General features: G+C 43.0%; 24 protein-coding genes and 2 tRNA genes. 12 read left to right on the top strand and 14 right to left on the bottom strand.

Going from position 1 to position 26,560, the window contains the following annotated elements; all coding sequences use genetic code 11:
• Nucleotides 1-23 precede the first annotated feature (23 nt).
• Together L1D21_RS06260 and L1D21_RS06255 are read left to right on the top strand one after the other, a co-directional pair.
• Entirely contained in the window at nt 24-905 is an 882-nt protein-coding gene (locus L1D21_RS06260; protein ID WP_239844395.1) for a LysR family transcriptional regulator, read from the top strand.
• A gap of 217 nt (nt 906-1,122) precedes the next feature.
• Nucleotides 1,123-1,797, top strand: coding sequence for a hemolysin III family protein (locus L1D21_RS06255; protein WP_239844394.1), 675 nt, complete (start codon nt 1,123-1,125; stop codon nt 1,795-1,797).
• Between the two features lie 55 nt (nt 1,798-1,852).
• On the opposite strand, the gene L1D21_RS06250 is transcribed toward L1D21_RS06255, so the two are convergent.
• Both L1D21_RS06250 and def read right to left on the bottom strand, forming a co-directional pair.
• Nucleotides 1,853-2,365, bottom strand: coding sequence for a tRNA-uridine aminocarboxypropyltransferase (locus tag L1D21_RS06250; RefSeq protein ID WP_239844393.1), 513 nt, complete (start codon nt 2,363-2,365; stop codon nt 1,853-1,855).
• A 35-nt stretch (nt 2,366-2,400) separates the two neighbouring features.
• On the bottom strand, nt 2,401-2,892 hold the full coding sequence (gene def, locus L1D21_RS06245) for a peptide deformylase (protein ID WP_239844924.1): 492 nt from the start codon (nt 2,890-2,892) through the stop codon (nt 2,401-2,403).
• Between the two features lie 301 nt (nt 2,893-3,193).
• Between def and L1D21_RS06240 the strand changes: the two genes are divergently transcribed.
• Nucleotides 3,194-3,520 carry an MGMT family protein gene (locus tag L1D21_RS06240; RefSeq protein WP_239844923.1) on the top strand — a complete coding sequence of 109 codons (327 nt, stop codon included), beginning with the start codon at nt 3,194-3,196 and terminating at the stop codon, nt 3,518-3,520.
• 32 nt (nt 3,521-3,552) lie between these two features.
• Nucleotides 3,553-4,377, top strand: a complete 825-nt coding sequence (locus tag L1D21_RS06235) for a DUF3108 domain-containing protein (protein ID WP_239844922.1) — start codon at nt 3,553-3,555, stop codon at nt 4,375-4,377.
• 81 nt (nt 4,378-4,458) lie between these two features.
• Here L1D21_RS06235 and L1D21_RS06230 read toward each other — a convergent pair whose 3' ends face one another.
• Complete coding sequence (locus L1D21_RS06230) at nt 4,459-5,241, bottom strand: class II glutamine amidotransferase (protein WP_239844392.1); 783 nt, start codon at nt 5,239-5,241, stop codon at nt 4,459-4,461.
• A 240-nt stretch (nt 5,242-5,481) separates the two neighbouring features.
• Here L1D21_RS06230 and fadE point away from each other — a divergent pair, with 240 nt between their 5' ends.
• A complete protein-coding gene (gene fadE, locus L1D21_RS06225; RefSeq protein ID WP_239844391.1) occupies nt 5,482-7,929 on the top strand; it encodes an acyl-CoA dehydrogenase FadE in 2,448 nt (815 codons plus the stop codon).
• 157 nt (nt 7,930-8,086) lie between these two features.
• Here fadE and L1D21_RS06220 read toward each other — a convergent pair whose 3' ends face one another.
• The 5 genes from L1D21_RS06220 to dnaQ all read right to left on the bottom strand — a co-directional run bounded on the left by L1D21_RS06220 (nt 8,087) and on the right by dnaQ (nt 12,529).
• The gene (locus tag L1D21_RS06220) at nt 8,087-9,994 is read right to left on the bottom strand and encodes a sodium:proton antiporter (RefSeq protein ID WP_239844390.1); all 1,908 of its coding nucleotides are present in this window, start codon (nt 9,992-9,994) and stop codon (nt 8,087-8,089) included.
• A gap of 165 nt (nt 9,995-10,159) precedes the next feature.
• Nucleotides 10,160-10,236 (bottom strand) — tRNA-Asp (locus tag L1D21_RS06215).
• A gap of 58 nt (nt 10,237-10,294) precedes the next feature.
• Nucleotides 10,295-10,371, bottom strand: a tRNA-Asp gene (locus L1D21_RS06210).
• Between the two features lie 117 nt (nt 10,372-10,488).
• Nucleotides 10,489-11,754, bottom strand: coding sequence for a TIGR03503 family protein (locus L1D21_RS06205; RefSeq protein ID WP_239844921.1), 1,266 nt, complete (start codon nt 11,752-11,754; stop codon nt 10,489-10,491).
• Nucleotides 11,755-11,800: 46 nt separating this feature from the next.
• Nucleotides 11,801-12,529 carry a DNA polymerase III subunit epsilon gene (dnaQ, locus tag L1D21_RS06200; protein ID WP_239844389.1) on the bottom strand — a complete coding sequence of 243 codons (729 nt, stop codon included), beginning with the start codon at nt 12,527-12,529 and terminating at the stop codon, nt 11,801-11,803.
• A 66-nt stretch (nt 12,530-12,595) separates the two neighbouring features.
• Between dnaQ and rnhA the strand changes: the two genes are divergently transcribed.
• Nucleotides 12,596-13,078, top strand: a complete 483-nt coding sequence (gene rnhA / locus L1D21_RS06195; RefSeq protein ID WP_239844388.1) for a ribonuclease HI — start codon at nt 12,596-12,598, stop codon at nt 13,076-13,078.
• A gap of 31 nt (nt 13,079-13,109) precedes the next feature.
• Here rnhA and L1D21_RS06190 read toward each other — a convergent pair whose 3' ends face one another.
• Nucleotides 13,110-13,838 carry a class I SAM-dependent methyltransferase gene (locus tag L1D21_RS06190; protein WP_239844387.1) on the bottom strand — a complete coding sequence of 243 codons (729 nt, stop codon included), beginning with the start codon at nt 13,836-13,838 and terminating at the stop codon, nt 13,110-13,112.
• Nucleotides 13,839-13,985: 147 nt separating this feature from the next.
• On the opposite strand from L1D21_RS06190, the gene gloB reads away from it, so the two are divergent.
• Nucleotides 13,986-14,759 carry a hydroxyacylglutathione hydrolase gene (gene gloB, locus L1D21_RS06185; RefSeq protein ID WP_239844386.1) on the top strand — a complete coding sequence of 258 codons (774 nt, stop codon included), beginning with the start codon at nt 13,986-13,988 and terminating at the stop codon, nt 14,757-14,759.
• Nucleotides 14,760-14,846: 87 nt separating this feature from the next.
• Nucleotides 14,847-16,382: a LysM peptidoglycan-binding domain-containing protein gene (locus tag L1D21_RS06180; RefSeq protein WP_239844385.1), complete on the top strand. Its 1,536-nt coding sequence runs from the start codon at nt 14,847-14,849 to the stop codon at nt 16,380-16,382.
• 68 nt (nt 16,383-16,450) lie between these two features.
• On the opposite strand, the gene L1D21_RS16560 is transcribed toward L1D21_RS06180, so the two are convergent.
• Genes L1D21_RS16560 through L1D21_RS06165 form a run of 3 tightly spaced genes read right to left on the bottom strand, consistent with a single transcriptional unit; the run spans nt 16,451 to nt 19,473 of the window.
• Nucleotides 16,451-17,107, bottom strand: coding sequence for a BsuPI-related putative proteinase inhibitor (locus L1D21_RS16560; protein ID WP_239844384.1), 657 nt, complete (start codon nt 17,105-17,107; stop codon nt 16,451-16,453).
• Nucleotides 17,107-18,939, bottom strand: coding sequence for an AsmA family protein (locus tag L1D21_RS06170; protein WP_239844383.1), 1,833 nt, complete (start codon nt 18,937-18,939; stop codon nt 17,107-17,109). Before L1D21_RS06170 ends, L1D21_RS16560 begins: the two co-directional genes overlap by 1 nt.
• A gap of 39 nt (nt 18,940-18,978) precedes the next feature.
• Nucleotides 18,979-19,473, bottom strand: coding sequence for a putative 4-hydroxy-4-methyl-2-oxoglutarate aldolase (locus L1D21_RS06165; protein ID WP_239844382.1), 495 nt, complete (start codon nt 19,471-19,473; stop codon nt 18,979-18,981).
• Nucleotides 19,474-19,658: 185 nt separating this feature from the next.
• Here L1D21_RS06165 and L1D21_RS06160 point away from each other — a divergent pair, with 185 nt between their 5' ends.
• Entirely contained in the window at nt 19,659-19,979 is a 321-nt protein-coding gene (locus tag L1D21_RS06160; RefSeq protein WP_239844381.1) for a hypothetical protein, read from the top strand.
• Nucleotides 19,980-20,117: 138 nt separating this feature from the next.
• Here the strand turns inward: L1D21_RS06160 and msrQ are convergent, their stop codons facing one another.
• Both msrQ and msrP read right to left on the bottom strand, forming a co-directional pair.
• A complete protein-coding gene (gene msrQ, locus L1D21_RS06155; protein ID WP_239844380.1) occupies nt 20,118-20,759 on the bottom strand; it encodes a protein-methionine-sulfoxide reductase heme-binding subunit MsrQ in 642 nt (213 codons plus the stop codon).
• A gap of 80 nt (nt 20,760-20,839) precedes the next feature.
• Nucleotides 20,840-21,841 (bottom strand): protein-methionine-sulfoxide reductase catalytic subunit MsrP, encoded by a 1,002-nt coding sequence (msrP, locus tag L1D21_RS06150; RefSeq protein WP_239844379.1) that lies wholly within the window; start codon nt 21,839-21,841, stop codon nt 20,840-20,842.
• A gap of 232 nt (nt 21,842-22,073) precedes the next feature.
• Between msrP and rmuC the strand changes: the two genes are divergently transcribed.
• From rmuC to L1D21_RS06135, 3 genes are all read left to right on the top strand, one after another.
• Entirely contained in the window at nt 22,074-23,579 is a 1,506-nt protein-coding gene (rmuC, locus tag L1D21_RS06145; RefSeq protein WP_239844378.1) for a DNA recombination protein RmuC, read from the top strand.
• A 57-nt stretch (nt 23,580-23,636) separates the two neighbouring features.
• On the top strand, nt 23,637-25,550 hold the full coding sequence (locus L1D21_RS06140) for a transglycosylase SLT domain-containing protein (protein WP_239844377.1): 1,914 nt from the start codon (nt 23,637-23,639) through the stop codon (nt 25,548-25,550).
• Between the two features lie 90 nt (nt 25,551-25,640).
• Nucleotides 25,641-26,552 carry a MoxR family ATPase gene (locus L1D21_RS06135; RefSeq protein ID WP_239844376.1) on the top strand — a complete coding sequence of 304 codons (912 nt, stop codon included), beginning with the start codon at nt 25,641-25,643 and terminating at the stop codon, nt 26,550-26,552.
• The last annotated feature ends 8 nt before the right edge of the window (nt 26,553-26,560 follow it).

Below are 26,560 nucleotides of genomic sequence, written 5' to 3'. Positions count from 1 at the left end.
ATGATTAACGGGATAGACTGAGCATGAACCAAGCTAAATCAACATTAGAGCAGTGGCGGATCTTACAAGCTGTTGTCGACCACGGCGGCTATGCTCAAGCAGCGCAAAAGCTCAATAAAAGCCAGTCTTCCCTTAATCATGCTGTGGCTAAACTGCAATCTCAACTTGGCGTCTCACTACTGGAAGTGCGTGGCCGAAAAGCTTATCTCACTGAAACCGGAGAGGTACTGTTGAGACGTTCACGCCACATCACCCGCTCGGTATCAGAGCTTGAAAAGCTGGCCAATAGCCTTGAAAAAGGCTGGGAACCGACCTTAATTGTGGCGCGAGAGATCATCTATCCTATGGATAAACTGGTCGATGCCTTAAGTCAATTTGAACATCAAGGACGTGGCACACGGATCATCATTCTAGATTCAGTGATCAGTGGCACCCATGAGCTAATTGAATCTCAGCAAGTTGACATCGCTATCGCAGGAACACCGCCTAAACAATATCTTGCTGAGCCTCTTGGCCAGATTGAATTTCAATTGGTATGTCATCCTTCCCATCCTTTGGTTGAATACGAACTTTTGGACGATCAGACTCTAGCCGAGCATCTGCAGATAGTCATTAAAGATACCGGGCAAGTGGAAAGAACCGATTTCGGTTGGCTCAAAGCTGAACGGCGATGGACTGTATCTAACTTTCATGAAGCCATTACAATTCTTAACAAGGGTTTAGGCTTTTGCTGGGTACCAGCACATTATGTCAACGAGCTAATCAAGAACGGCAAACTACATCAATTATCACTTCAAGGCAGTAGTCATCGCCGCGCTGCCGTTAACCTCATCATTCCCAATAAAGATCAACAAGGTCCGGCTTCACAGCTTTTAGAGCAGCTCATTTTGGCGCAACATCTATGATACTTTAGCTTGCAAAATATAAAGCATAAGTCTTTGTATAAATGATAATTAACTGTATTTATAAGAAATAAAATTTAACTAAACTAAGGTTAAACTAGCTTGAACTGCTATATCTACACAACAAGCTTTAGCTTACACGTGTAAGCTGTCTGGTATTGGTAAGAGTTTGTTGTTACACTGCGGCTAATCAGGTCTAACCAGATAGTAATAATCATTTATGACAAGTCAACCAACATCAATAGCCACTAAGATGCCCGCTGCATCTGCACCATATAGTGCTAATGAAGAATTCGCCAACGCGGTCAGCCACGGCGTTGGAGTCATTGCAGGAATATTAGCCCTGATTTTTTCCATCAACAAAGGACTCAATAACCTTACAAGCGTACAACTTAGTGGTGTTATCATATACTGTTGTAGCATTATCTTATTATTCCTCTGCTCTACCCTCTATCACAGCGTTCGTGATCCCAGATTGAAGCATAAACTGAAAATTGCTGATCATTGTGCGATTTACCTACTGATTGCCGGCACTTACACTCCCCTGATGTTAAATACACTCGATGGTGTGCAAGCACAGATCATACTCATTGCCATCTGGAGTCTAGCTGTGGGCGGGGTATTATTTAAAACGATTTTTATTCATCGCTTTAAAGTCTTTAGTGTGATTTTGTACTTAGTGATGGGTTGGCTCTGCATGGTAGTGCTAGAAGATCTGATTGCCGCAATGACTTCTTTGGGCTTTAACCTGTTACTCGCGGGCGGTCTATTCTACAGTGTGGGGGTGGTATTCTATGTGGGTAAAAACATTCCATACAATCATGCTATTTGGCATCTATTTGTCTTATTAGGCGCACTAAGCCATTTCTTATGTGTATATTTGACGCTAATTTAAGCCGCAACAAATTGAATCACGAATAAATTTACCAGAAAAACTGAGCCACTAGGGCTCATTTTTTCTGGTTAAATAATTGAAATACTTGTTGTAGCTGCTCAGCCTGCTGATTCATATTCAATTGAGTAAATAGCGCTTGTACGCACTCAAGAGTACATAAACCATCAGTTAACTGATTTCGCCGAAGCTGATATTGCGAACTAGATTGGCCCTGTAACGAGTAACGCTGAGCCTGTTGTAGATATGGACTCTGACGCACCATCTTTCGCGCTTCCTGCCAGGTGGCATCCAAGATAATAATCTGTTTATTTGATAACAGCTGCGGGTCTGTCGGGGATTGTGGTTGAGATTGTGGTTGCTCGCGCTCATGCAAAGGGTCCTGTTGCGTTTCAGGAAACAGCAACAGAGCCTGCTGGCTTTCACAGGCTTGTTTAAGTTCGTTATCGGCAGCCGTTCTCGACCATATTATGCGTCGACAATATTGGGGAAATCCTTTTAATGCCAACTGGCCCGTATTAGTTGGACGTGCGATTTCACGCTCATGAGTCAGTAATACAATCTGAATCAAACTCGATCCCTAATCTTAAGCTTTAACAACTCGCTTTAGCGATACTTGTTTACCTTACGAAGTGCAATTTGTTGCTTCAGTTTCGATAAGTGCTCAATAAACACCTTACCATCAAGATGGTCCATTTCATGTTGGATCACGATAGCCAGAAAATCATCGCTCTCTATCTCCAGGGGCTCACCTTGGCGATCGAGTGCTTTCACTTTCACTTTCTCAAAACGATTCACTTTTGAACGATAACCAGGAATGGATAAACATCCCTCTTCACCAACATATTCGCCGGTACGTTCAATAAACTCCGGGTTTATCAACACTAAAGGCTGGTCACGAGAATCTGATAAATCGATCACCAAAATGGCATGCTCACTGCCAACTTGAGTCGCAGCCAGTCCAATACCATCATCGGTGTCATAAAGGGTGTCGATTAAATCATCGATAGAAGCTTGTACGGCTTCGATATCAGTAACCGTTTTAGCTTTGCGTTGCAGGCGTTCATCAGGAATAGTAAGGATTTTTAATACAGACATATCATCTAGACTCGAAAAATTTGTCGACATTATGACCCAATCCTGATGAAAGGCAACTCTAGCACTACAGGCTAAATATAATCAGCATATCGATAAAATAGTTCAACTCATTAGTTATTGATTTAAATATAAAAAATATTTAACAAAAGAAATATTATCGAATATAGATCAATAATTTAAATAGCAACTAAAGTTGATCGTAAGGACTTTTTATTAGCCAAGGAGTGGTTTACCATGCAATAACTTTCTGATTTTTAATTGACTGCAAGGATGGCAAGTGAAACAAAACGCCTTATCCCCCATGGCAAAAATTTGGCATGTTGTAGGGTTAATTCCCAAGGGCAAAGTCAGTTGTTATGGAAAAATTGCCGATCTTGCCGGCTTACCAGGTCGAGCACGATATGTATCTCGAGCACTTAAATTAGCCCCTAAGCAGCTTAATCTACCTTGGTATAGGGTCATTAACAGCCAAGGAAAAATTTCATTTCCTGAAAACACTCCCGCTTATATTGAACAAATTCAGTTGTTAAGAAGTGAGGATATAGAAGTGAACCGTGGCAAGATAAAACTGTCTACTTATAAGTGGCACCCTGATTTAGCGACATTAATGCTTGAACTAGCATACTAAGTATTTGTGACTGGAGATTTTGAGTGTCGAAAATGAAAACCAAATTCATCATATCAAGCCTATTTTTGTTACCACTTAACGTAGCAGCTATCGAAAACCCATTAGCCCCTCAAACGGCTGAATATTTAGTGGACTATGGCAGCATCAATTTAGGTAAGGCTCGTTATCAACTTTCTCCCCCTGAAGACAATGTATATAACTACCGTTTCGACAGTGATCTCAGCCTATTAATGCTTTCCGATAAACGCACCCTCAAAAGCACCTTTTCTTATGATGGCACTCGTTTAACCCCTATGCGTTATACCCACAACCGCAGCGGAACGGGGCCCGATTTTCAAGAACAGGCTGCTTTTGTTATCGATCAAAAACTAGTTCATAGTCGCTATAAAGATGAACGAGCTAAATTTCCGTATACAGAAGATCTGTATGATCCCTTGGTCGCGCAACTGCAATTTAGACTGGATATCAGTGCTGGCGCTAAAACCTTGCACTATAAAATGGTCAAGAGTGGTGAGCTAGACGATTATGACTTTAAAGTGTTAGGAAAGGAAAAAGTCACCATTGAAAGTGGTACCTATGACACCGTTAAAATAGAAGTTGTCAGGGACAATACTAAACGCCAAACCTTCTTCTGGATGTCACCTGAGTTGGCCTACCTCCCCATCAGGCTGACCCATTTCGAGAAAGGTAGTAAACAACTTGATATCAAGTTACTTAACTATCAATTTAGCGCAGTAGAAGATGCTGTAAACACTGAGTCAACAAAGCAAACCCAAGAACAAGCTGAATCCACGGCGCCAGAAAATCAATCCGTTACCGAGGCCGCTAACAAAGATGAGCAGCCTGAGCCTAAATAATCTCGGTTGATGAGTGCATATAATCAGTTAAAAAAAGGGCGAGATAGTAAACCTCGCCCTTTCTTTTTACCTAAGCAACCATTAAGTATTGCCCAGCACTACTTCACCATAGCGAAATACTTTCCAATCGCCCGGAGTTAAAATCTGCCATAGTTCGTTATCGGTTAAGGGGCGGGTCGCAATAACTGTGACTATGTCATTGGGCGTGGTTTCTTTATCAAAATCAATCACCACATCTGTATCAATTAGCTTTGCCTTACCAAAAGGGGCCCGACGGGTAATATGGCATAGATTATTACTACAATAGCTCATTAAATGTTCGCCATCACTGAGGATCATATTAAATACCCCAAGCTGACGGATTTCATCGGCAAGAGTTGCCACATAACGGTAAACAGCAAGTAAATCATCCGGCTGTTTGTCACCAAATTGCTTAGCAAGATTCTCTAAAATCCAACAGAAAGCCAATTCGCTGTCGGTATCACCCACAGGTTGATAGCGCGACACATTAAACTTATCCTGATAATCGCTTAGTTGGCCGTTATGGGCGTAAGTCCAATAACGTCCCCAGAGTTCACGAGTAAAAGGATGGGTGTTTTCCAACGAGACACAACCCCGATTCGCTTGACGGATATGGCTAACCACCACCTCACTCTTGATCGGATATGACTTGATCAGTTTAGCTACATGGGATTGACTACTGGGACGGGCATCTTTAAAAGTGCGATTACCTTTACCTTCATAAAAGGTGATACCCCAACCATCAACATGAGGTCCAGTTACCCCACCACGCTCTGCTAAGCCAGTAAAACTAAACACGATATCCGTTGGCACGTTAGCACTCATGGCTAGTAACTCACACATATAAAGCTTACCTTTAATCACTATTTTGCATAATCAATCATTCTAACCAGTTGAAGCTGTGTGTGGAATCCTCATCGAAATAAAATTATTTAAACAATTGTTTGAAAAACCCTTGTATAAAATACTATAGGAGGTTAGATTTTATGCGACACAGGTCAGACCACAACCTATAATTGTGATAACCATCATACAAAAACAGTGATTCTGTGCAGACAATAGTTGCCATTGAAGGAGAATATCGTGACTAGTTTATTTTGGATTTTTTTAGTGCTGTTTACCTTAGGCGCTCTCGCCTATATCAGAGTTTCTTTATTCACCTCGAGTGTCGTCGTTGCCATTATCATGGCTGCCGGAACGGCAACCGGAATAATCGGCCCCATCTCATGGTTACTGTTTTTATTGATCGCACTTCCTCTTAATGTCGGCCCCATAAGAAAAAACCTGATCACCAAGCCGCTATTAAAACTTTATAAAAGCATTATGCCTGAGATGTCGACTACCGAAAAAGAAGCCATTGAAGCGGGAACCACTTGGTGGGAAGCGGATCTGTTTGCTGGTAAACCTAATTGGAAAAAGCTGCATAACTATCCAGTGGCACGTTTAACCGCTGAAGAACAAGCCTTTCTCGATGGTCCCGTTGAAGAAGTCTGTAAGATGCTCAACCAGCATCAAGTTTCTCATCAACTTGCCGATCTACCCGCTGAAATTTGGCAGTATTTGAAAGACCATGGCTTCTTCGCCATGATCATTAAGAAAAAATATGGTGGTCTAGAATATTCTGCTTACGCACAATCACGGGTATTACAAAAACTAGCAGGCGTATCTAGTGAGCTTGCCTCAACCGTAGGTGTACCTAATTCTCTAGGGCCTGGGGAGCTATTACAACACTATGGTACGCCAGATCAGCAAGACCATTACCTACCTCGTCTAGCCAAAGGACTAGAAGTACCCTGTTTTGCATTAACTAGTCCAGAGGCTGGCAGTGATGCCGGCGCTATCCCTGACTTTGGCATAGTGTGTAAAGGCCAATGGCAAGGTGAAGAAGTCCTCGGCATGAAGCTGACTTGGAATAAACGTTATATCACTTTAGCTCCCGTCGCGACTGTGTTAGGCCTGGCGTTTAAACTTCAAGATCCTGATAAACTACTCGGCGATAAAACAGACTTGGGCATCACCTGTGCTCTGATCCCAACTGATGTACCAGGAGTTGAAACCGGACGTCGTCATTTCCCACTGAACTGTATGTTCCAAAATGGCCCTACCCGCGGCAATGAAGTTTTTGTTCCATTAAGTTTTATCATTGGTGGTCCAGAAATGGCAGGACAAGGCTGGCGTATGCTAGTTGAATGTCTCTCGGTTGGCCGTGGTATTACCTTGCCATCGAATTCCGCTGGAGGGGTAAAAACCGCTGCGGTTGCTACAGGTGCTTATGCTCGTATTCGTCGTCAGTTTAAACTGCCTATCGGTAAACTTGAAGGAATCGAGGAGCCAATGGCGCGTATCGGTGGTAATGCCTATTTGATGGATGCGGTAACTAGCTTAACCACTACCGGCATAGACATGGGTGAAAAACCTTCTGTTATCTCGGCTATCGTCAAATATCATCTTACAGACCGTATGCAAAAATGCGTTATCGATGCCATGGATATTCATGGTGGTAAAGGGGTCTGTTTAGGTGAAGGTAACTATCTTGGTCGTGGCTATCAAGCTGCACCTATCGCCATTACCGTTGAGGGTGCAAATATTCTAACCCGCTCAATGATCATCTATGGTCAAGGCGCAATTCGCTGCCATCCTTACGTGTTAGCAGAGATGGAGTCGGCATTTGACCCTGATACTCAAAAAGCACTTCACGATTTTGACTCGGCGCTATTTGGACATATCGGCTTTAGCATCAGTAACTTCATTCGCAGTTTTTGGCTAGGATTAACCTCAAGCCGTTTCTCAAACAGTCCTTATAATGACAAAACCAAGCGTTATTATCAGCAAATGAATCGCTTTAGTGCAAACCTGGCTTTATTATCAGATTTGGCAATGGCAACGCTTGGCGGTGAACTAAAACGTAAGGAACGTATTTCAGCCAGGCTCGGTGATCTTCTCAGTCAGCTTTATTTGGCTTCTGCAACACTGAAACGTTATCAAGATGAAGGGCGTCAAACTGAAGATCTCGCCTTGGTACAATGGGCCGTTGAAGATGCGCTATACAAGCTACAGGACTCATTAGATGATCTACTCGATAACTTCCCTATGGGCCTTGGGAAACTGTTACGCCTAGTGATTTTCCCATTTGGCCGCACAGTTAAACGCCCAAGTGACGTGCTTGATCACCAAGTTGCTAAGATAATGCAAACCCCTTGTGCCAGCCGAGAGCGTTTAGGTAAAGGACAGTTCTGGACTCCGTCTGAACACAATGCAGTGGGGATCCAAGAGCAGACCTTTAAAGACATTCTTGCTTGCGAACCACTGCACAATAAGATTTGTAAAGCCAGCGGAAAGCGCCTGCCTTTCATGTGGTTAGATAAACTGGCTGCACAAGGCAAAGCCTTAGGCATATTGAGTGACGAGGAAGTGGCTCTACTAGAGCGTGCCGAAATCGGTCGAATGAAATCGATTAATGTCGCTGACTTCGATCCTCAAGAGCTCAAAGCTCAAATGCTTGAAACCGAGAAACAACATCAAGCAGCTTAACTTACATAAACACCTCTAGATAAATAATCAAGCCCAACCTATGTTGGGCTTTATTATTTATCTCAACCACAATATGCAAGCTAACGTAATGGCTTTGGTTATTCCAAGTTGAGGTTAACTTAATACAGCTAAATATTAAAACTAACTAGTATTAAAGCTAAGCCGTTTTCTTTGAAGCAGCTTTTACTGCGGCTTTATCGCTTTCCTTGCCATTCGTTTTTTTCGCCTGTTTCTCACTCTGCTTGAGCTCTTCTTTTTGGTCATCGATGGTTTGCGCCTCATTGAGTGCTTCGCTGGTTAACAGGCTGATCAATTCGATGCCCACAGGCAATGTGGTCACGGAGTCAGTGACCAATCTCACCTTCCCCTCTTGTAAATAAATTAAGGGTAACGCGCCTTCACCGTAGCGTTGTTTAAAATGTTCGAATGTGAAGTTATCGGTCAAATTGGTACTCTTAATCACACCACCTTTTGCCATGGTTGTCGCAAGACGAGCATAGGAAACTGATTCACCGAATAAGCATAAACGCTTTTGATAAGCCTGTGACAACTGATGGCGGGCACTACTGCCCTCACTGTTATTTAAGCCAAACACCTTACTTTTACCTAATAACTCTTGATAATGAAAAGTCACTAATGGATTGAGCTGGCGATAAGGAGATAGCACCAAAAGCCGACCTATACCATTCATATTAATAGAGTTCTCTGCATGTTCAGATGCAGGATTACCAAAATACACTGGGATATTATCCATGCGAGCTAGACGAATATTATCCCAGTTATTGTCGGCTAAGATCACCTGAACATTCTTAGCTAGCAAGACTTTCGCCAGTGCACGAGCAAATTTGGATGCCCCAAAAATAAGAAAACCCTGCGCCGAACCGGCACTGACCCCTAAAAACCTAGCCCAAGTGCCCGCAGTTAAGCTTTGTGCTACCACAGTGCCAATAATGATCAAAAATACCAGCGGTACGATTTTTTCTGCCCCATCAACACCCTGAGCTTCGAGTTTGATTGCAAATAGGGAGGAAACTGCCGCAGCAACAATTCCGCGTGGTGCTAACCAACTTAAAAACCACTTATCTGCACGAGGCAACGAGCAACCAATGCCACATATCCACACACTTAATGGACGAGCTACAAACATCACAACCAATAATACGGCTACTCCTTGCCAGCCTAAATGCAGCAGCGCCGATGAATCTAAACGAGCAGCCAATAAGATGAATAAGCCGGAGATAAATAATACCGTAAGGGTCTCTTTAAATTCGATAATATCGGCAATATCGACACCACGCATATTAGCAAGCCAAATGCCCATGATGGTCACTGTTAGTAAACCTGATTCCTCTTGAAGTAGGTTAGAGCCTACAAAGGCACCCAGCATGATGGTAAGTACCATGGTGTTCTTCAAGTAATGTGGTACCAGTGCTCGACGAATAATCAAACCTATCCCATAACCACAGGCCGCGCCGATACCAAGCCCTATGGCCAGCATATTAAATAATGAATGCAGAACATGACTGGTCGGCGATGCCGCCACCGCAATATATTCGAACACTAACACCGCCAATAAGGCGCCGATGGGATCAATAACAATCCCTTCCCAACGCAAAATACTGGCAATTTGTGGTTTAGGCCGAATACTCCGCAGCATAGGCACAATCACGGTCGGTCCTGTCACCACGACTAAAGCACCAAACAGCATTGCCATAGTCCATTCAAACCCCATAATATAATGAGTCGCACTAGCAATAACGCCCCACGTGATTAACGTCCCAACGGTCACAAGATTAATAACCATACGGCCATGCTCTCGGATCTCTGAGAAATTTAAGGTCAAAGCGCCCTCAAACAGGATAACGGCAACACCAAGAGAGATAATAGGAAATAACAGATCGCCAAAAATAGCGTCGGGGTCCATCACGGAGAATACCGGACCGACTAATAAGCCACAGATTAATAAAGGTAAAATGGCGGGTATTCGCAGCTTCCACCCTAACCACTGACATAAGATTGATAGTACCCCTAACAGGCCCAACATCGCAGTGATCTGCTCAACCATATATTTTTCCTTAAATATGATGCCTTAGATTACAATTAACAGCATGCGCGACACTCTGACAGTTGTCGATAACTTTATCTAAAAAAAGAGTGAAATCGACTGCAATGAAAAGTCGAATTTGAGGCAATAAAAAAGCCTCTTCAAATGAAGAGGCTTTTTTAATGTTGGCGGAGCGGACGGGACTCGAACCCGCGACCCCCGGCGTGACAGGCCGGTATTCTAACCAACTGAACTACCGCTCCTAAACTGACAATCATTTCGTCATTTTTAACAAAACAATTATAAAATTAGGTACTTGACTGGCGGAGCGGACGGGACTCGAACCCGCGACCCCCGGCGTGACAGGCCGGTATTCTAACCAACTGAACTACCGCTCCACATCAAGTTGCGATGGATAATACTGAGGCACAAATGCCCCGTCAATAATTTTTTTAATCAAACGAACTAATCAGTTAAAAAAACGCCACTTTCATCATATTTAGCCTCATGGTCTCTTACGGCTTGTCTAAATCATCGGGCATGGTCAGGTCGATTTCATCTAAACTGGCACTGACAGACTTACTGCGTTCCTGCGCTAAACGCTGCGCAGTTACGGCCTGCAACTTGAGTAAGTTTTGTCGTTTGCGCCAAATCAACAAGGCGATGATGCCAAATAAAATCAGCGCGGCATTAATTGAGACAATCCAAAATAGCGCCTGTTGTTTAGCCTGTGCCTCTTCGGCTGCGGCTTTTTTAGCAGCGATGGCAGCTAACTCTTCTGCCGTCGGTGGTGGCTCAGGAGGCTGTACTAAATTGAAATACTGCTCCGGCAAGGTCAATACAATTTCTCGTCCCGACTGGGTTGTTGCCGCAGCAGTACCTTTGACTCTATAGCTACCAAAATCAGACACTTGTGGCAGATTAAATTGTACTTGATTACTGCTAAGGTTATTCAGTGGAATGGTTAGTTGCAGCCCCGCAGGACCGACTAGTTCAAACTCAAAATAGGTTTCAGCTAATTTAAGCTGTGTCTCATCGACCGCAATCGATAATTGCCAACGCTGCGCTTGTTCGTCACCCGCCTCGGTAACATCTAAACTGATAGGCATAGGTTGCAGCTCAAAGTCCATATCGAATTCACGGCTAAAAATATCGTTTTCAGCTACCACTTGAAACCGATAGTGCCCCCAAGGCTGATTCAGATTTATGTTACTAGTAAACACCCCATCACTTGGGGTTTCATCCAACTTTTTACCATTGTCTTTATAGCTGCCCACAGTGAGATTACCTGCGGCAAAATTTTCATCACTCGACTGATGTTTACTGTTAAATTTAGCGGTCCAATTGACTAGATAATCTAAGCCGGGCATGCGGATTTGTTGTTCATCACCCAATAATTTTGCGGTGATTTTTAGGCGCTCACCTTGATATAAAGGCTGAGGTAATGGCTCGACATAAATATCCAGCGTGGAGACTTTATTGATGCTAGACCCAGTTGCAACTCGACCAAGTAACTGCCAAGGTCCAGGCATAGGTTTGTTTATGGTGATAATGTCGCCGCTTAAACCATCAACCCATTTCACGCTTTCAGGATGACGTGAGCTATACCACTTACTGCCATCGGGTAATACGATAATCACTGGTGCACTGCCATATTCACGCTGAACAAACAGGGTTAGCTCATCGACCATGTGATCGATACGAAAACGATTCTTTAACTCGCTAGCCTGAGAAGATGGCACCACCTGCGCCACCGAGTCCACGCAAGCACAAGCAAGCATTGCTCCAAGACAAATTTGCAGTAGCCACAGTTTCATAAAGTGACGTTTATCCTCGCCAGATACATTGCCCAGATTTCTCAACTAAATCTAATCGTTGTTCATGCATAGTTAATTCATCGGCCGATGCGGCGATCACTTTAAGATTTACTTTATTTGTATCTATACGCTGGATGCCACCGCCCTCTTGTCCCGGCTTCTCGTTAGACAGTTCAAACTTGGTCTGTCCGCCGGTCATGATTAAATAGACGTCGGCTAAGATCTCAGCATCGAGTAAAGCCCCGTGTAACTCACGGCGAGAGTTATCAATGCCATAACGCTTACATAAGGCATCGAGGTTATTTTTCTGTCCTGGATGAAGAAACTTGGCTATTTCAAGAGAATCCAGAACCTGACAAATATCAGTAGTTTTCGGACCTTTAGGCTGTAACAAGGAGAATTCATGATCCATGAAGCTAACGTCGAAGTTAGCGTTATGTGCCACGATCTCAGCACCATCGATAAACGCTAAAAATGATGGCGCTATTTGTGAAAATACAGGTTTATCCGCCACATACTCATTGGTAATACCATGAACGGCAATCGCTTCCTCATCAATTAACTGCATTGGATTGATATATTCGTGATAATGACGACCGGTAAGTTTACGGTTGACCACTTCCACACAACCAATCTCAATAATACGATGCCCAAAAAATATTGCACCGGCACCTTGGTTCATACCTGTGGTTTCAGTATCGAGAATGACTTGGCGTTTGGCACTTGAGATAATATTCATGTAATTACACTTAGATTAAAAATTATTAGGTATACTGCCATCAATTCTCGCTATGGTAACAACTTGATGAGCGGACTGAAACAACTCTTGATATATACCGATGGTTCCTGCCTCGGCAACCCCGGACCAGGTGGTTACGGTGTGGTGATGAAATATAAATCTCACCTCAAAGAACTCTCCGGCGGCTTTGCCCTGACGACCAATAATCGTATGGAGTTACTGGCTCCCATCCTTGCCCTTGAAGCCTTACATGAGCCATGTACTATTATTCTCACCAGTGATAGCCAATATATGCGCCAAGGGATCACTCAATGGATCCACGGCTGGAAAAAACGGGGTTGGCTCACATCGACTAAGCAGGCGGTTAAAAATGTCGATCTTTGGCAAAGGCTCGATAAAGCCACTCAAGGCCATCAAATTGACTGGCGTTGGGTCAAAGGACATGCCGGTCATATCGAAAACGAACGTTGTGATACCCTTGCCCGTCATGCTGCTGAAGCCAAACCCCAAGACGTAGATCATGGCTATGAAGCCAATAATACCCCGTAAATTATCGAGGGTAACATCTAAGTTATGACTTTTATTTGCAATGAGAACCGAGGTTACCAGCTCTACCAACCGTCGGTGCCGTCGACCATTTAGGCTGACGCACAGCCTGTTTGTCGGCTAGGGGCGTTAAAGGTGACTCCAATTTGCGTGCCACTAATACATAAACAGCCCCAGCTCCTGGAAGCCAGGCTTGCAATGCTTGCTGCCATATGGATTCATCATAAATGTCTCGCATTAAATGATGATAAACCAAGCGTTCATCGCCCACTAATTGATAACCTAAAAGTCCTAGCCAATCTTTAACCCGTGAAGGAGTAAAAAATCGGCCACACCAAGGTAACTTATCTTGGTATTTGGGTAACATTTTGCCGATGAAGGCTGGACTAAGTGGATTAAAACCGATGATAAACAGATAGCCGCCAGAAATAAGAACTCTGTCTATTTCTCGTAAAACTCGATAAGGATCGGGTTCGAAATCCAACAATAAATTGCATACAACACCATCAATCACCCCATTCTGTAACGGAATAGCGCAGTAGTTACCGTTGAAATTAGCCTCTCCCTGCTGACACATAGAAAATTCCCGCCCAATAGGCAGGTTAGGTTTTTCCAGTGTCGCGCTCAAAGGCCCCATGCTGAGTAGGTGATAACCAAAAACTTTAGGCCACCAAGGCGATAACTTGTCTTCGATCGCTTCTTGTAGCCAAAGTCCATTGGGTAAATCTTGCCACTGCTGTGGTTTAGTCCCATTGATGGTCACACATCCTCCAGTCGTTTACGAATAGGATTCGCCAGGCTTTAGTGTTAGTTTTATTAAATCCTGAATAGGCTATACAAGCAATAGTCGCAATCAGTAAACTAAAATTTTGATAACCCCTATGGCTCACAAATCATCGGTATTCTCAGCATGCTCACTATCACGCCCATTCCCGCATTTAATGACAACTACATTTGGCTCATCAGTCTAGAGCAGACCCATTACGTGGTTGACCCAGGTGACGCTAAAGTGGTGATTAAACACTTAAAACAACTTAATATTCAGCTGAATGGTATTTTAATCACTCATCATCATTATGATCATACTGGCGGTATTGCAGAGCTACAGCAGCAGTATCAAAATAAGCTACCCGTTTACGGCCCTGATAATGAAGCCATTGACGGTATTACACACCCTATCAGTGTAGGTGATGACAAAATTTCCTTACCTTTATCGCAACATGAGGTTAAGATTTTCCATTTGCCAGGCCATACCTTAGGGCATATCGCTTATCTCATTGATGGCCACCTATTTTGTGGTGATACATTATTTAGTGGTGGTTGCGGCCGTTTATTCGAAGGTACACCACAGCAGATGCTGGATTCTTTAACCCAGCTGAGTCAGCTCGATGGCGCCACACAAATTTACCCCGCTCATGAATATACTCAGGCTAATCTGCGTTTTGCCTTGGTTGTTGAGCCAGAGAACCCACAATTACAAGCTTACAGTTACAAGGTGCAACAACTTAGAACCAAGCAACAAGCCACATTACCAAGCACAATCGCCCAAGAAAACGCGATAAACCCTTTTCTAAGAGCCGATAGCCCGGCAATTTGGCAAAAACTCACCACCCATTTTCAACAACCTATCGCAGATAAACAAACCAGTTTCACGCTTCTAAGGCAATGGAAGGACAACTTCTAATAAATCCTTTACAATATCCGGCTAATTTAAGTCCCCACTCTCATTTGAGCCAGTAAGAGGGACCTTGAAGTAAGGAAAAGAATTATAATGCGATTACCACTTATGCTGATGGTTGGGAGCTTATCCCTGCTTGTCGGTTGCCAATCTATAAGCGAGCAAACGACAACGCCACCACCAAAAGTTGAACCGCCGATCCTGCCCGTTGTAGCACCAGAGCCAGTTGAACAACCTGTTGTAATCACAGATGTATGGCAACGTATTCGTTTAGGACTGACACTACCGGTGCCTGATCAAAAGTTAGTCAATCAATATCGAGACTGGTACCTCAAGCACCCACGTCACCTTGCTCGAGTCTCTGAACGCGCACAACCATTTATGTATCTTATTGTCGAAGAAATTGAAAAGCGTGGCTTGCCCATCGAACTGGCGCTACTACCGATAGTTGAAAGTTCATTCGATCCCTTTGCCTACTCCCACGGCGCTGCATCAGGTTTATGGCAGTTCACCGCGCCCATGGCTAAACACTTTGGCCTAGAAATGAACTGGTGGTATGACGGCCGCAGAGATGTGCCTGCTGCAACATCGGCTGCACTGGATATGATGCAATACCTGTATCAAAAAACACACAACAACTGGTTGTATGCAATGGCAGCTTACAACACAGGTGAAGGCCGTGTGTTAAATGCAGTAAAACGCAACCAAGAGAAAGGCATTAACACTGATTTTTGGTCACTGAGCCTGCCTAAAGAAACTCAGAGATATGTGCCACAGTTGCTGGCATTAGCCGATGTCATAAAACACGCGAAAGAATATGGAATTGAGCTGTACCCTATCGATAACCAGCCTCAGCTAAAAGTCATCGATATTGGCAGTCAAATTGATCTCGCTGTTGCCGCTGAATTAGCGGGAATGAAACTCACGGAATTACATGCACTCAATCCAGGGTTCAACCAATGGGCCACGGCTCCCGAAGGGCCGCATAAGTTGGTTCTGCCGATAGATAAGGCGCCTCAGTTTGAAACAGCATTAGCCAATAGCGATCCACAAGAACGCTTGAAATGGCAGCGCTATAAGATTAAATACGGTGATAACTTAGGGGTAATAGCCAGACGTTTTCATACCACCCCTTCAGCACTACGCGCCGTCAATGGCATGGATAAGAATGTGATTGTGGCTGGTAAATACTTATTGATCCCCATTTCATCAAAAGATCCTTCTAAGTATCTGCTTTCCGCAGAGCAGCGCTTATTACAACGCCAAAGTAATGGCAAGGGACACAAGCTGCAACATGTCGTTCAAAGTGGAGACTCGCTTTGGAAAATTGCTAAGCAATACAAGGTCAAAGTATCCAGCCTGGCAAAATGGAACGGTATGGCACCTAGAGACACCTTGCGTCTGGGACAAAAGTTAGTCGTATGGCAAAAAACTGAGCAAAACAGTAATGCCATCACTCGTACCGTTAATTACACTGTTAGACGTGGTGATTCACTGGCAAAAATTGCTAATAAATTTAGCGTCAGTGTCAATCAATTAATCCAGTGGAATAGCTTGGCGGGACAAAAATATTTAAAGCCGGGTCAGAAATTAACCTTGTATGTCGATGTGACTAAATCCAGCGTTTAGTTTCAGCTGATATCGCTAAAAAAAGCCGAAAGTAGCTTTAAAGCTACTTTCGGCTTTTTTACTTTTAGCTATTTAGCAGACAATGTCCGTGGAAGCGGCGCGATAATATCGGCCATCGCTGGCTGATGACTCTCTAATGCTATCCCAGCATATTTAGCCTGCATCATAGTACCTTGAGAAGTCTTGTTTAATACCGCTTGCGGAATGACAAAAGTCACCGTAAAGGTTTTATCCGCAGCAATAATCATATTACGCAGTGCTTGAGTAAACATCATCTCACTCGACCATGCCCATAAACGCGCGCCGCGACTATCGACTAACCACAAGTCAGCGGTCATTCCTGAGCGATACTGAACCGATACTCCATGGGGTTGCGGGTTAGTGATAGTTAAACGCACGGTTAAGCCTTTAGCAGAAGGCTCTGTGGTCAGCTCCCCCACAAAAATGCTATCTCCCATCAGAGCATCTCCCTTTGGTTGTCTTGGTTCTGTAGTCACAGGCTGACGCCCCTTCACAATGGCAATGGTTTCACCATTTTGTTGCTTGAACTCCACAAACTGTACAGAACCTGAAGCCATTGGCGATGATGCCTTTTTATCAAGCTCACTGCTTGAGACAACATTAGCCGCAACAGGCTTCTCAGCAGTGGTTACCACTTCTTTGGTTTCTCCATGACTACAAGCGGTAACAAACAATGCTACCCCTAGCGCAGAAATCCTTATCACTAAAAACCCCCTAGATTTTTAAACAGCTTATCTTTAAGTTTATCTTTTGCTTTATCGGTTTCTTGCTTTAATTTGGCATCAAATAACGCCGCAGTATCGAGTGCGAATTTAGGTTCAGACATAGAACCCGTAATGGCAAATGGAATATCGACTCCTTTAAGTGCATCTTTACCACTCCCGCCCTGACCTTCTAACGAGCCAACAAGAGTAGTCGTCAATTTATAATCAATCGCTTCGGTGATGATATTCACCCCGCCCTTACCACCTAGGCGTAACAGTGGTGAGGCCATGGCAAGATCGGGATTGTTAACTTCCCCTTTCGCCATCGTAAAACTCCCCGTCAAACTGGTGAAGTCCGTTTTCTTTTCACCACTAGAAGCTGCGTTTAAATCACCGCTCAACTTAGCTTGAGCATCACGGATCATTTGTGGAATGTTGACACCATAGAGAGCACCATCTGCAACTTCAAACTGTCCTTTAGCCAGCAGATTACGTTTGATATTGTCGGTAATTAAACTTTTACCTGAGCCGGAAACACTGAACTTGGTTTTCCCCGCTAGCAGATCAACTTCGGCAACATCGATTAACAATGGACGAACCTGGATCCCGCTGATATCAGTATTAAAGCTATAACTTGCCACTTTCTGTCTGCCATCTAATTTCGCTTTAGTCATTAGCTGACCTTGGTAAAGGTTGGCCGACAATTTATTCAAATCTAAGATGCCATTTTTGATGGTTAACACCATATCCCAATTTGTCGTTTTTATCTTATCGACGTTAATCGACTTAGCAGTGAGTGCTAAATTGAGATCTATGGTTTTTAATGCTGATAAATCAGGTTCTTGCTCTGGTGACTTTGTCTTTTCAGTTGCTGGTTTATCTGCAGTTTCAGCCGACTTTGGTATCCATTTATCCAGATTAATATCGCCAAAGTTCATTGAAGCTACAATAGCAGGGATCTTGTTACCGTAACTGACCTTCACCTCACCAGACGCTTTGATATCTTCAACGGCTAAATCATCAATTTTAGTCACAAGCTGCTGCGTTTCCGTATTCACCTCGACAGTTAATTTGAGACTGTTAGTCAGCTGTTGATTAGGAATTGCTTGCCCGTTCAGCTGATTGTTAATAATAAAATCATTAATGCTGATCTGTTTAAGAGAAGAAGCAACTTTAATTTTTCCCTCTCCTTCACTTAACACCGTTAAGTCAGGTAAATTCGCGCTGAATTTATATGAAAATGTCGCTAACTTATCTAATGAAAACTCGCCTAACAGCAGCTCTTCAAGGGTAAAGGTTTGTGTTTGACCCGTAGCCTCATCGAAAAGATTGATTTGGGTATTAGTAATGGCAACACCACCAACATTTAAGCTGCTTAATTGCACTGAACCATCAACAGAACTTGCGGTGTCAGTTTGAGTCTGCACTTTTGTCGGTTCACTTGAAGTTAATCCATCGAAACTAGAGCGGCCATCGCTGTAACTGTCTAAGTTGAGGGTTAAACCATCAAGATTAAGCTGTGATACCTCCACCTCTTTACTCAACAAAGGCATTAAAGCAACCTCAGCAACCACGCCCTTAACGCTCAGCATTTCGGGATGTTTAAAACCCTTAGGGTTCGCCAGTTTAATATCCCCAAGTGCTATGCCTATGCTAGGGAAAAACGTCCAACTCAAATCTTGTTCTATCGAAAAATCTCTGCCTGTTTGTTGCTTTACTGCATCGATAATTTGAGGTTTAAAGTCATTTAAATCAAAAATTAACGTTAAATACGCAATCAATAAAATAAACAGAGAAACGACAACTGCAATTGACCATTTAATAAATTTCATAACAGGTTCCATCTGGTGTGATTAGCAAGCGTGAAGCGATTAACACATTTGAGAAATATCTAATTTTGATGCTGATAACGCGATTCCATTATCATCGGCGTAAAGCATCATACCAGGGTTAATTATAACGCGGTCTATCTCTAACGTGACATTGACATCCCCGAGATCGCGCTTTTCTGTTTTAATGGGATTAGCTCCTAATGCCTGAATACCTATAGGCATTTGGCTTAATGCGGCAACGTCCCTCACATATCCATTAATCACTATACCGCTCCAACCATTGTCCACTGCACTTTGGGCTATCATATCCCCTAACAATGCACGTCGATTGGAACCGCCACCGTCGACAACTAACACTTTACCCTGACCAGGCTGAGCCAATATTTGTTTAACTTTGGAGTTATCTTCAAAACATTTAACCGTAACAACCTCTCCCCAAAAAATACGCTTCAGGCCATATTGACGATAATGGGGAGTTAACAAAGATAATTGAGAGTGATAGTGATCAAACAGATCAGGTAATAAATCAAGCATATAAAAGCCTCCGTGCAATAACGATTTATTAGGTTACTATATCAAGCGTTCTATAAAATGAAAATTTACGATAATTTAACAATAAGTAGTTTTAGATTAGCAAACTTCAATCTATAATCGCTGTGGAAAGCCACTATTTTAAGGTGCGCCCATTTCGTTTTTATTATTCAAACTTCTGAGACACTATGAAACAAAACCTTAGTTTGCAAGAAGCCTTGACGGCTCTCGATGAATATGGCTATGAGAAAAAACAAACCAGCGGCTTAGATACGGCTCGTAATCTTTCTCAGATGAAAAGCTACCTTAAATCCCTCGACTACAGCTATAAAAGATTAACGACCCTACAAACAGCTATTAATGAGTTAGTCAGCGAGGAACAAGAAGATCTTGCTAAACAAGAGAATATTCAAACCTATAAAACCAAGATCATTAATTTATCAAGAGTTTATGGTATCTCTTTCGATGATGTTGTTGAGGTTATGCGCAAGCAAGACACTCAAAAGTAATCTTTTAGCGCTGAATAAAAGCTTAATGGAAAATAAAAACCTAGGTAAACACTAGGCCTCTGTGTATTATTTAAATGGTTCAACTAATACTCCGCCTAATCTTAACCTATTAAAAGTATTCATCGTCAATTTAACGGTTCATTGAGTATTTAGACCCAATAAGCTTTTCAGCTTAAGCAATTTGACTCTCAGTAATAGTAAACCTGCAAAAATAACCAGATAAACACTAGGCTCAATAATTTCAGATTTCACCGACCAATAAAAATGGATTGGGGCCAACACAGCGATTAAATAAACAAAGTTATGCAGTGTCTGCCAGCGCCGCCCCATTTTACGTTTAATGTGATTTATTGAAGTAATGCTAAGCAGGACTAACAACAAGTAAGCTGAAGCACCCACTAATATATAAGGCCGTTTAACTATCTCGCTCAATAGTAACTGCCATTCTAATAGCAGATCTAAAGTCAGAAAAGCCGTGATATGCAAGGATGCATAGGCAAATACCCAGAGTCCAACCAAACGACGAGTTTGCATTAACACGCCCAGTTTATATCGCTTTGCCAGTGGAGAAATTAATAACACAGCAACGAGGGTATTGAGTGCCCCCATTCCGGTATAGTGAATAATATATTCAACAGGATCCCCTCCCGCAGAGCCATTTAACACACTGCTGATTAAGTAAATGATGGGAATCGCCGCTAACAGATGAAATAACCCTTTAATATAAGGCAGATGTTGTGGACGCAGACTAAGTGGTTTTCTTACATTTATTTTAGGCACGATACTTTCAACTAACCTCTTGCATCATTAATAAAAACCTACAGCCCAATCTTTTAAGCCGTCATTCTATAAAACTAATTTTAATAATAACGACTGAGGTCCATATCTTTATACAAATATGCCACCTGCTCACCATAACCATTAAATGGCTGAGTCTCGATCCGCTGAGCGGAGAATATTCCTCCCGCACCGATGCGGCGTTCGGTGGCTTGAGACCACCTAGGGTGATCCACTTTCGGGTTAACATTGGCATAAAAACCATATTCATGGGGAGCCAGCTGATTCCAGCTGGTTGGAGGCTGTTTGTCCATGACGCGAATACGCACAATGGATTTAATGCTTTTAAAGCCATATTTCCAAGGCAATACCAATCTGATAGGTGCACCATTTTGCGCCGGTAAGGTTTTACCATACAGCCCCACGGCCATAAAAGCTAAAGGATTCATCGCCTCATCAAGCCTAAGCCCTTCGACGTAAGGATAATGAATACCGCCGCCCATTAAGCGGCTCTTTTGTCCTGGCATCTGCTCAGGATCAAAAAGGGTTTCAAATGCCACATGACTCGCCCCGGTTTTAACTCCGGCTTTTTTTAATAATGTCGCCAAAGAAAATCCGACCCAAGGGATCACCATGGACCAGGCCTCTACACACCGCAGCCGATAAACCCGTTCTTCAAGAGCAAACATCTTACTCAAGGCATCAAAATCCAGAGTTAACGGATTATCGACTAAACCTTCCACTTTCAACGTCCATGGTTCCACTTTAAAGCCTTGGGCGTTCTCAATTGGGTCGGTTTTACTGGTACCAAACTCATAGAAATTATTATGTGAAATGACTTTTTGCTCGGGCGTTAATATTTGATCGCCAGTAAATACGCTATTTTTAGTGAAGCTCAATGGCTTGGTCACAAATGGCATTTGAGTTTTCGACTCACCAAATAGATCGAATAAACCCGCTTGAACATACCCAGGAATACTCGCGCCGATGGCTCCGAGGCCCAACGCCTTAATAATTTTTCGTCTGTCGTTAAACACAGGTTCAGGAGTGATATGAGAACTTTTCTCATTCCAATTCGGAGTCACAACTCGTCTGCAATTGTTATGTTTTGTCACGGGTGAGACCTCTGCAATCAAAATATTTTGATAATTAAACTTGTTCAGTAAACGTGTTAACTATTAGATAGTACCAAGAGCAAAAAAATTTCACAGATAAACATCAGAGTGACGAAGAGTTAAGCATTTACCTTGTTCACTCTTGAACCTCAATCGGGCTCGTGAGAGTCTTAACATATTCTAATTTTATGGTTTTTGTCTTATGCCTACTGATTTTCCACTCTCCATAGCTGAAGTAATCGTCCTTGCCGCCGTTGCTTTATTATCAATTTTAATTGGCGCCTTACTCAATCAACGCCTCACTCGCGGTAAATGGCAACAGGTAAAACAGCAACTATTAGATGAACATCAACAAGCCCAGCAAGAATGCCAACAACTGCTAACCCGACTTGAAGTACAACTTGAAGACAAACAAGAAGAAAACCAACAATTACAACAGAAGTTAGAACATCAAATTTCACTATTAGGCATGAGCCAAGCACAGGCACAACGTGCATCTGAGTTAGAAGAGCAGCTACAGCAGAGCCAACGCAAGCAGATGGAAACCCAATTAGCCTTATCTAAATCCAATGCCATGCAACAAACCTTAACAGTTAAGTTTGAAACTGAACAACAAGCATTAGAAGATAAACTGGCACACCTTAATGCGGCCGAAACCCGATTGAATCAACAGTTTGAAAATCTGGCCAACAAAATTTTTGAGACTAAAACCCAGAATTTACAGCAACAAAATCAACAACAACTGGCCAATGTGTTATCGCCATTTAAGCAGCAGCTTGAAGGATTTAGAAAACAAGTACAGGAATCTTATACCGTTGAGCAAGCTGAACGCAGCGCCTTTAAGCACCAATTAGAGTCATTAAAAACCCTCAACTTGCAGATGAGTCAAGACGCCGTCAACCTGACCAAAGCACTCAAAGGCGATAACAAACAGCAGGGTAACTGGGGAGAAGTGATCCTTGAAAGAGTACTGCAGGAAAGTGGCCTCAGAGAAGGACACGAGTACCAGACTCAACAAGATTTGAAAAATGATAAGGGTCAACGCTTTAAACCCGATGTTATCGTGCACCTACCGGAAAATAAAGATGTGGTGATCGATGCAAAAATGTCATTGGTGGCCTATGAGCGCTACTTTAACAGTGAAGACGAATTAACCCGAGCCAGCGCGATTAAAGAGCACTGTAATTCTATCCGAACACACATTAAAGGCTTGAGCCAAAAGGACTACCAACAGCTCCATGGGCTCACAAGTCTAGATTATATTTTAATGTTTATTCCCTTAGAGCCAGCATTTCTACTAGCATTAGAGCACGAACCGAGTTTAATAAATTTTGCGCTGGAAAATAACATTATGCTGGTTAGCCCAACCAATTTACTGGTTGCGCTACGTACCATCAACAATATTTGGCGCTATGAATATCAAAACCAAAATGCACAGCAGATCGCTAAGCAAGCCGGTAAAATTTACGACAAGCTTTGCGGTTATATTGATGATATGGAAAAAGTCGGCCGTGCCATCGAGACCTTAGATAAGAGCTATAACAGTGCAATGAGCAAACTCTCTACAGGTAAAGGCAATTTGATCCGTCAAGCGCATCAAATGCAGCAGTTAGGTGTAAGTACCTCTAAGCAGCTCGATAGTCATCTACTGGATAAATCATTAAATGATAGCCTAGACAATGCTAACGATGAGATGAAATTGAATTAACTGGGTGATATAAGCTTCGCCTTGGCTGTAACTAAGAATGTTAAATGGATTAATACCATGTTTTATAACACTTTAGTTTGTATGGGATTGACACTTAGTTTGCTGTTTATCGGCTCAAGCCAAGGTGCGGAGTTAACCAAGCAACAACAGCAGTACCTCGATGCAAGAGCAGCGTTAAATGATAATAATTTCGACCGATATAGCAAACTTCGTTCCCAGTTAGACAATTACCCGCTAACGCCCTATCTAGACTTTAATGCCGATATGGACCAACTACTGGCTTCCTCAGGCAAACAAGCCTTAAAGCGTATTGAGCCATTTAAAGGCATGCCACTATATCAGAGCGCGCGCTATCGTTATCTCGTTAATGCAGGCAAACAAAAACGCTGGCAGCACTTTTTAACGATCAGCCCTACTGCCCCTAACAATACAGCACTGCAATGTTATTTTTATCGTGCTCAGCTTGCAAATAACAATAGCGAGCTTGCCTATAAAGGCGCGGAAAAGCTATGGCTTTCGGGTCAGTCTCGTCCCAAAGAGTGCGATCCGCTATTTAGTGCTTGGGAGAAAAGCGGGCACCGTAGCCAAGCGTTAATTTGGTCTCGTATGTTATTGTCTTTTAATAGCGGTCAATATTCATTACTGCGTTTTCTGGCCAAGAAAGTCACTCATTATCAACAACAAGCACAGCTATTAGTTTCGGTTTATAAAGACCCGCGCTCACTGAGAAGTCGTAACAAATTCATGGGTAAAGCGCCTATCTACGCTGATATGGTTGATGCCGGTTTAAGACGATTGGCTAGAAGCGATATCGAGCAAGCCGTTAGCCTGTTTCAAAGTTATAGAAAAGCCCACCGTTTTAGTGATTATCAAGCTAAACAGCTGCAGCGTTATTTAATGCGTCGCGCCTTAATAGAGCAACAAACCAGTTTGAAACCTTTTATCGATCAACACCTAGCCAATAGCGACAGTGATGATTTAACCATGATGCGTTTACGTTGGGCGATCAGAGAAAATGATCAACAAGCCATTGAGCAATGGTTACCACTCCTTAGTGCCGACACCCGCGCCAAATCACGGTGGCAATTTTGGTTAACTCAAAGTCAACTCACGGAAATTGATAAACCCAAACTCCTCAATGAATTGGCCAAGCAACGTAATTTCTATGGTTTTATGGCGTCACATCTTTTGGGGCAAAAAGTTCAGCTACAAAATCAAGCGACTGCATTTGATAAAAACCTCAGCACCACACTCAGTCAAGACCCAGGGCTTGCACGAGTGATTGAATTAAGAGCCATTGATAAAATCATCGATGCCCGCGCTGAATGGGTGTTATTACTGGGACGCCACAATAAAGCAACTCAAGCCCAATATGCACTACTTGCCCAGCAGCGCCAATGGCAAGATCTTGCGGTTCAAGCGAGTATTCAGGGCAAACTATGGAACGATATGGATTTACGTTTCCCCTATCCTGCTGAAGAAATCTTCCATAACGCCAGCCAAAAAGCGGCGGTCGATATAAATGAAATTAGAGCGATCGCCAGAAGGGAGTCGGCCTTTTACCCTTATGCCACCTCAGGTGTCGGAGCACGAGGTATGATGCAACTTATGCCTACAACGGCAAAGGCTACGGCTAAGAAATTGGGGTTAAAATATCGCGGTCATCGTAGCCTTTACGATGAGGCGCTTAATATTCAACTAGGCAGCCAATATTATGCCTATTTACTCAGTGAGTTTGATGACAATCGAGTATTGGCCACAGCGGCTTATAATGCAGGGCCTAGCCGGGTTAAACAATGGCTCGATAAAAGTAATGGTCAACTCAATGTAGTTGCCTTTATCGAATCGATCCCCTTTCGTGAAACCCGTGAATATGTACAAGCCGTATTAAGCTATCGAGTGATCTACCAAAGCAGGCAAAATAAGCCAACTGAGCTGTTTTCTGAAAAGGAACTTAGTTTTAAATATTAATGACTAAGCGCTTAGAATATAACTACACTGATAGGGATAAATCTACTGAGTATTTATCCTTAATGACCATTAGTGCGACCAAGGAGTGTCATGTCTCAAGCCAACATTACATCGCTATTAAGCCAACTAGAACAGGTTCTCCTTGGTAAACCACACCAAATCAAACTCGCCGTCACCTGCATCCTTGCTAAAGGGCATTTGCTGATTGAAGATTTACCCGGTATGGGCAAAACAAGTTTGTCTCAAGGCTTAGCTCAAAGTCTAGGTTTGAGCCACCAGCGAATTCAATTTACCAGTGATATGCTACCAGCCGATATTCTCGGGGTTTCCATTTTTAATAAAGAACAATCGCAATTCGTGTTTCATCCAGGGCCTATTTTTAAACAGATGATCTTGGCTGATGAGATCAACCGTGCCAGTCCAAAAACCCAAAGCGCATTACTTGAAGCCATGGCCGAGCATCAGATCACCGTTGACGGTATCACCCACAGATTACCGAGTCCTTTTTTCGTTATCGCGACGCAAAACCCCAGTGAACAATCGGGCACCTTTCCTCTGCCAGAATCGCAACTGGATCGTTTTATGATGCGAATTTCCATTGGTTATCCCGATAAAAAAGCCGAACTGGCCATGCTCAAAGGTGAAGATGTATCACCGCAATCCGAAAGCTTACCTCAGTGTCTCGACCCTATCGGGCTAAAGACCATGCAAAAAGAAGCTCAGCAAGTTAAAACATCAGATGCGCTGCTGAGTTATATTCTGGCCTTGGTCGATGGTTCACGCCAATTAGACGAAGGCTATGGCTTATCGCCCCGAGCCAGCAAAGCTTTACTCAATGCCAGTAAAGCCTGGGCCTATATTCAGGGGCGAAATTATGTGGTACCTGATGATGTACAAGCGGTATTTTCGTCGGTCGCAGAGCATAGATTGCGTAATACCAGCCAGCAACAAGGTGAAGCCCTGTCGCAAAAATTACTCAGTATGACCAATCCTATTCTGTAGTTTGAGAG

It is taken from the genome of Shewanella sp. Isolate11 (assembly GCF_022398315.1).
In the GTDB taxonomy this organism is placed as follows: Bacteria; Pseudomonadota; Gammaproteobacteria; order Enterobacterales; family Shewanellaceae; genus Shewanella.
The sequence above is the reverse complement of the archived record's forward strand: the minus strand, read 5'-3'. Positions and strand labels throughout refer to the sequence as shown.

What these genes read in the sequence shown, in the direction of transcription:
- L1D21_RS06260 (WP_239844395.1), top strand. Translation starts at nt 24, where the DNA reads ATGAACCAAGCTAAATCAACATTAGAGCAGTGGCGGATCTTACAAGCT.
- L1D21_RS06255 (WP_239844394.1), top strand. Translation starts at nt 1,123, where the DNA reads ATGACAAGTCAACCAACATCAATAGCCACTAAGATGCCCGCTGCATCT.
- def (WP_239844924.1), bottom strand. Translation starts at nt 2,892, where the DNA reads ATGTCTGTATTAAAAATCCTTACTATTCCTGATGAACGCCTGCAACGC.
- L1D21_RS06240 (WP_239844923.1), top strand. Translation starts at nt 3,194, where the DNA reads ATGGCAAAAATTTGGCATGTTGTAGGGTTAATTCCCAAGGGCAAAGTC.
- L1D21_RS06235 (WP_239844922.1), top strand. Translation starts at nt 3,553, where the DNA reads ATGAAAACCAAATTCATCATATCAAGCCTATTTTTGTTACCACTTAAC.
- L1D21_RS06230 (WP_239844392.1), bottom strand. Translation starts at nt 5,241, where the DNA reads ATGTGTGAGTTACTAGCCATGAGTGCTAACGTGCCAACGGATATCGTG.
- L1D21_RS06220 (WP_239844390.1), bottom strand. Translation starts at nt 9,994, where the DNA reads ATGGTTGAGCAGATCACTGCGATGTTGGGCCTGTTAGGGGTACTATCA.
- L1D21_RS06205 (WP_239844921.1), bottom strand. Translation starts at nt 11,754, where the DNA reads ATGCTTGCTTGTGCTTGCGTGGACTCGGTGGCGCAGGTGGTGCCATCT.
- dnaQ (WP_239844389.1), bottom strand. Translation starts at nt 12,529, where the DNA reads ATGAATATTATCTCAAGTGCCAAACGCCAAGTCATTCTCGATACTGAA.
- rnhA (WP_239844388.1), top strand. Translation starts at nt 12,596, where the DNA reads ATGAGCGGACTGAAACAACTCTTGATATATACCGATGGTTCCTGCCTC.
- gloB (WP_239844386.1), top strand. Translation starts at nt 13,986, where the DNA reads ATGCTCACTATCACGCCCATTCCCGCATTTAATGACAACTACATTTGG.
- L1D21_RS06180 (WP_239844385.1), top strand. Translation starts at nt 14,847, where the DNA reads ATGCGATTACCACTTATGCTGATGGTTGGGAGCTTATCCCTGCTTGTC.
- L1D21_RS06170 (WP_239844383.1), bottom strand. Translation starts at nt 18,939, where the DNA reads ATGAAATTTATTAAATGGTCAATTGCAGTTGTCGTTTCTCTGTTTATT.
- L1D21_RS06165 (WP_239844382.1), bottom strand. Translation starts at nt 19,473, where the DNA reads ATGCTTGATTTATTACCTGATCTGTTTGATCACTATCACTCTCAATTA.
- L1D21_RS06160 (WP_239844381.1), top strand. Translation starts at nt 19,659, where the DNA reads ATGAAACAAAACCTTAGTTTGCAAGAAGCCTTGACGGCTCTCGATGAA.
- rmuC (WP_239844378.1), top strand. Translation starts at nt 22,074, where the DNA reads ATGCCTACTGATTTTCCACTCTCCATAGCTGAAGTAATCGTCCTTGCC.
- L1D21_RS06140 (WP_239844377.1), top strand. Translation starts at nt 23,637, where the DNA reads ATGTTTTATAACACTTTAGTTTGTATGGGATTGACACTTAGTTTGCTG.
- L1D21_RS06135 (WP_239844376.1), top strand. Translation starts at nt 25,641, where the DNA reads ATGTCTCAAGCCAACATTACATCGCTATTAAGCCAACTAGAACAGGTT.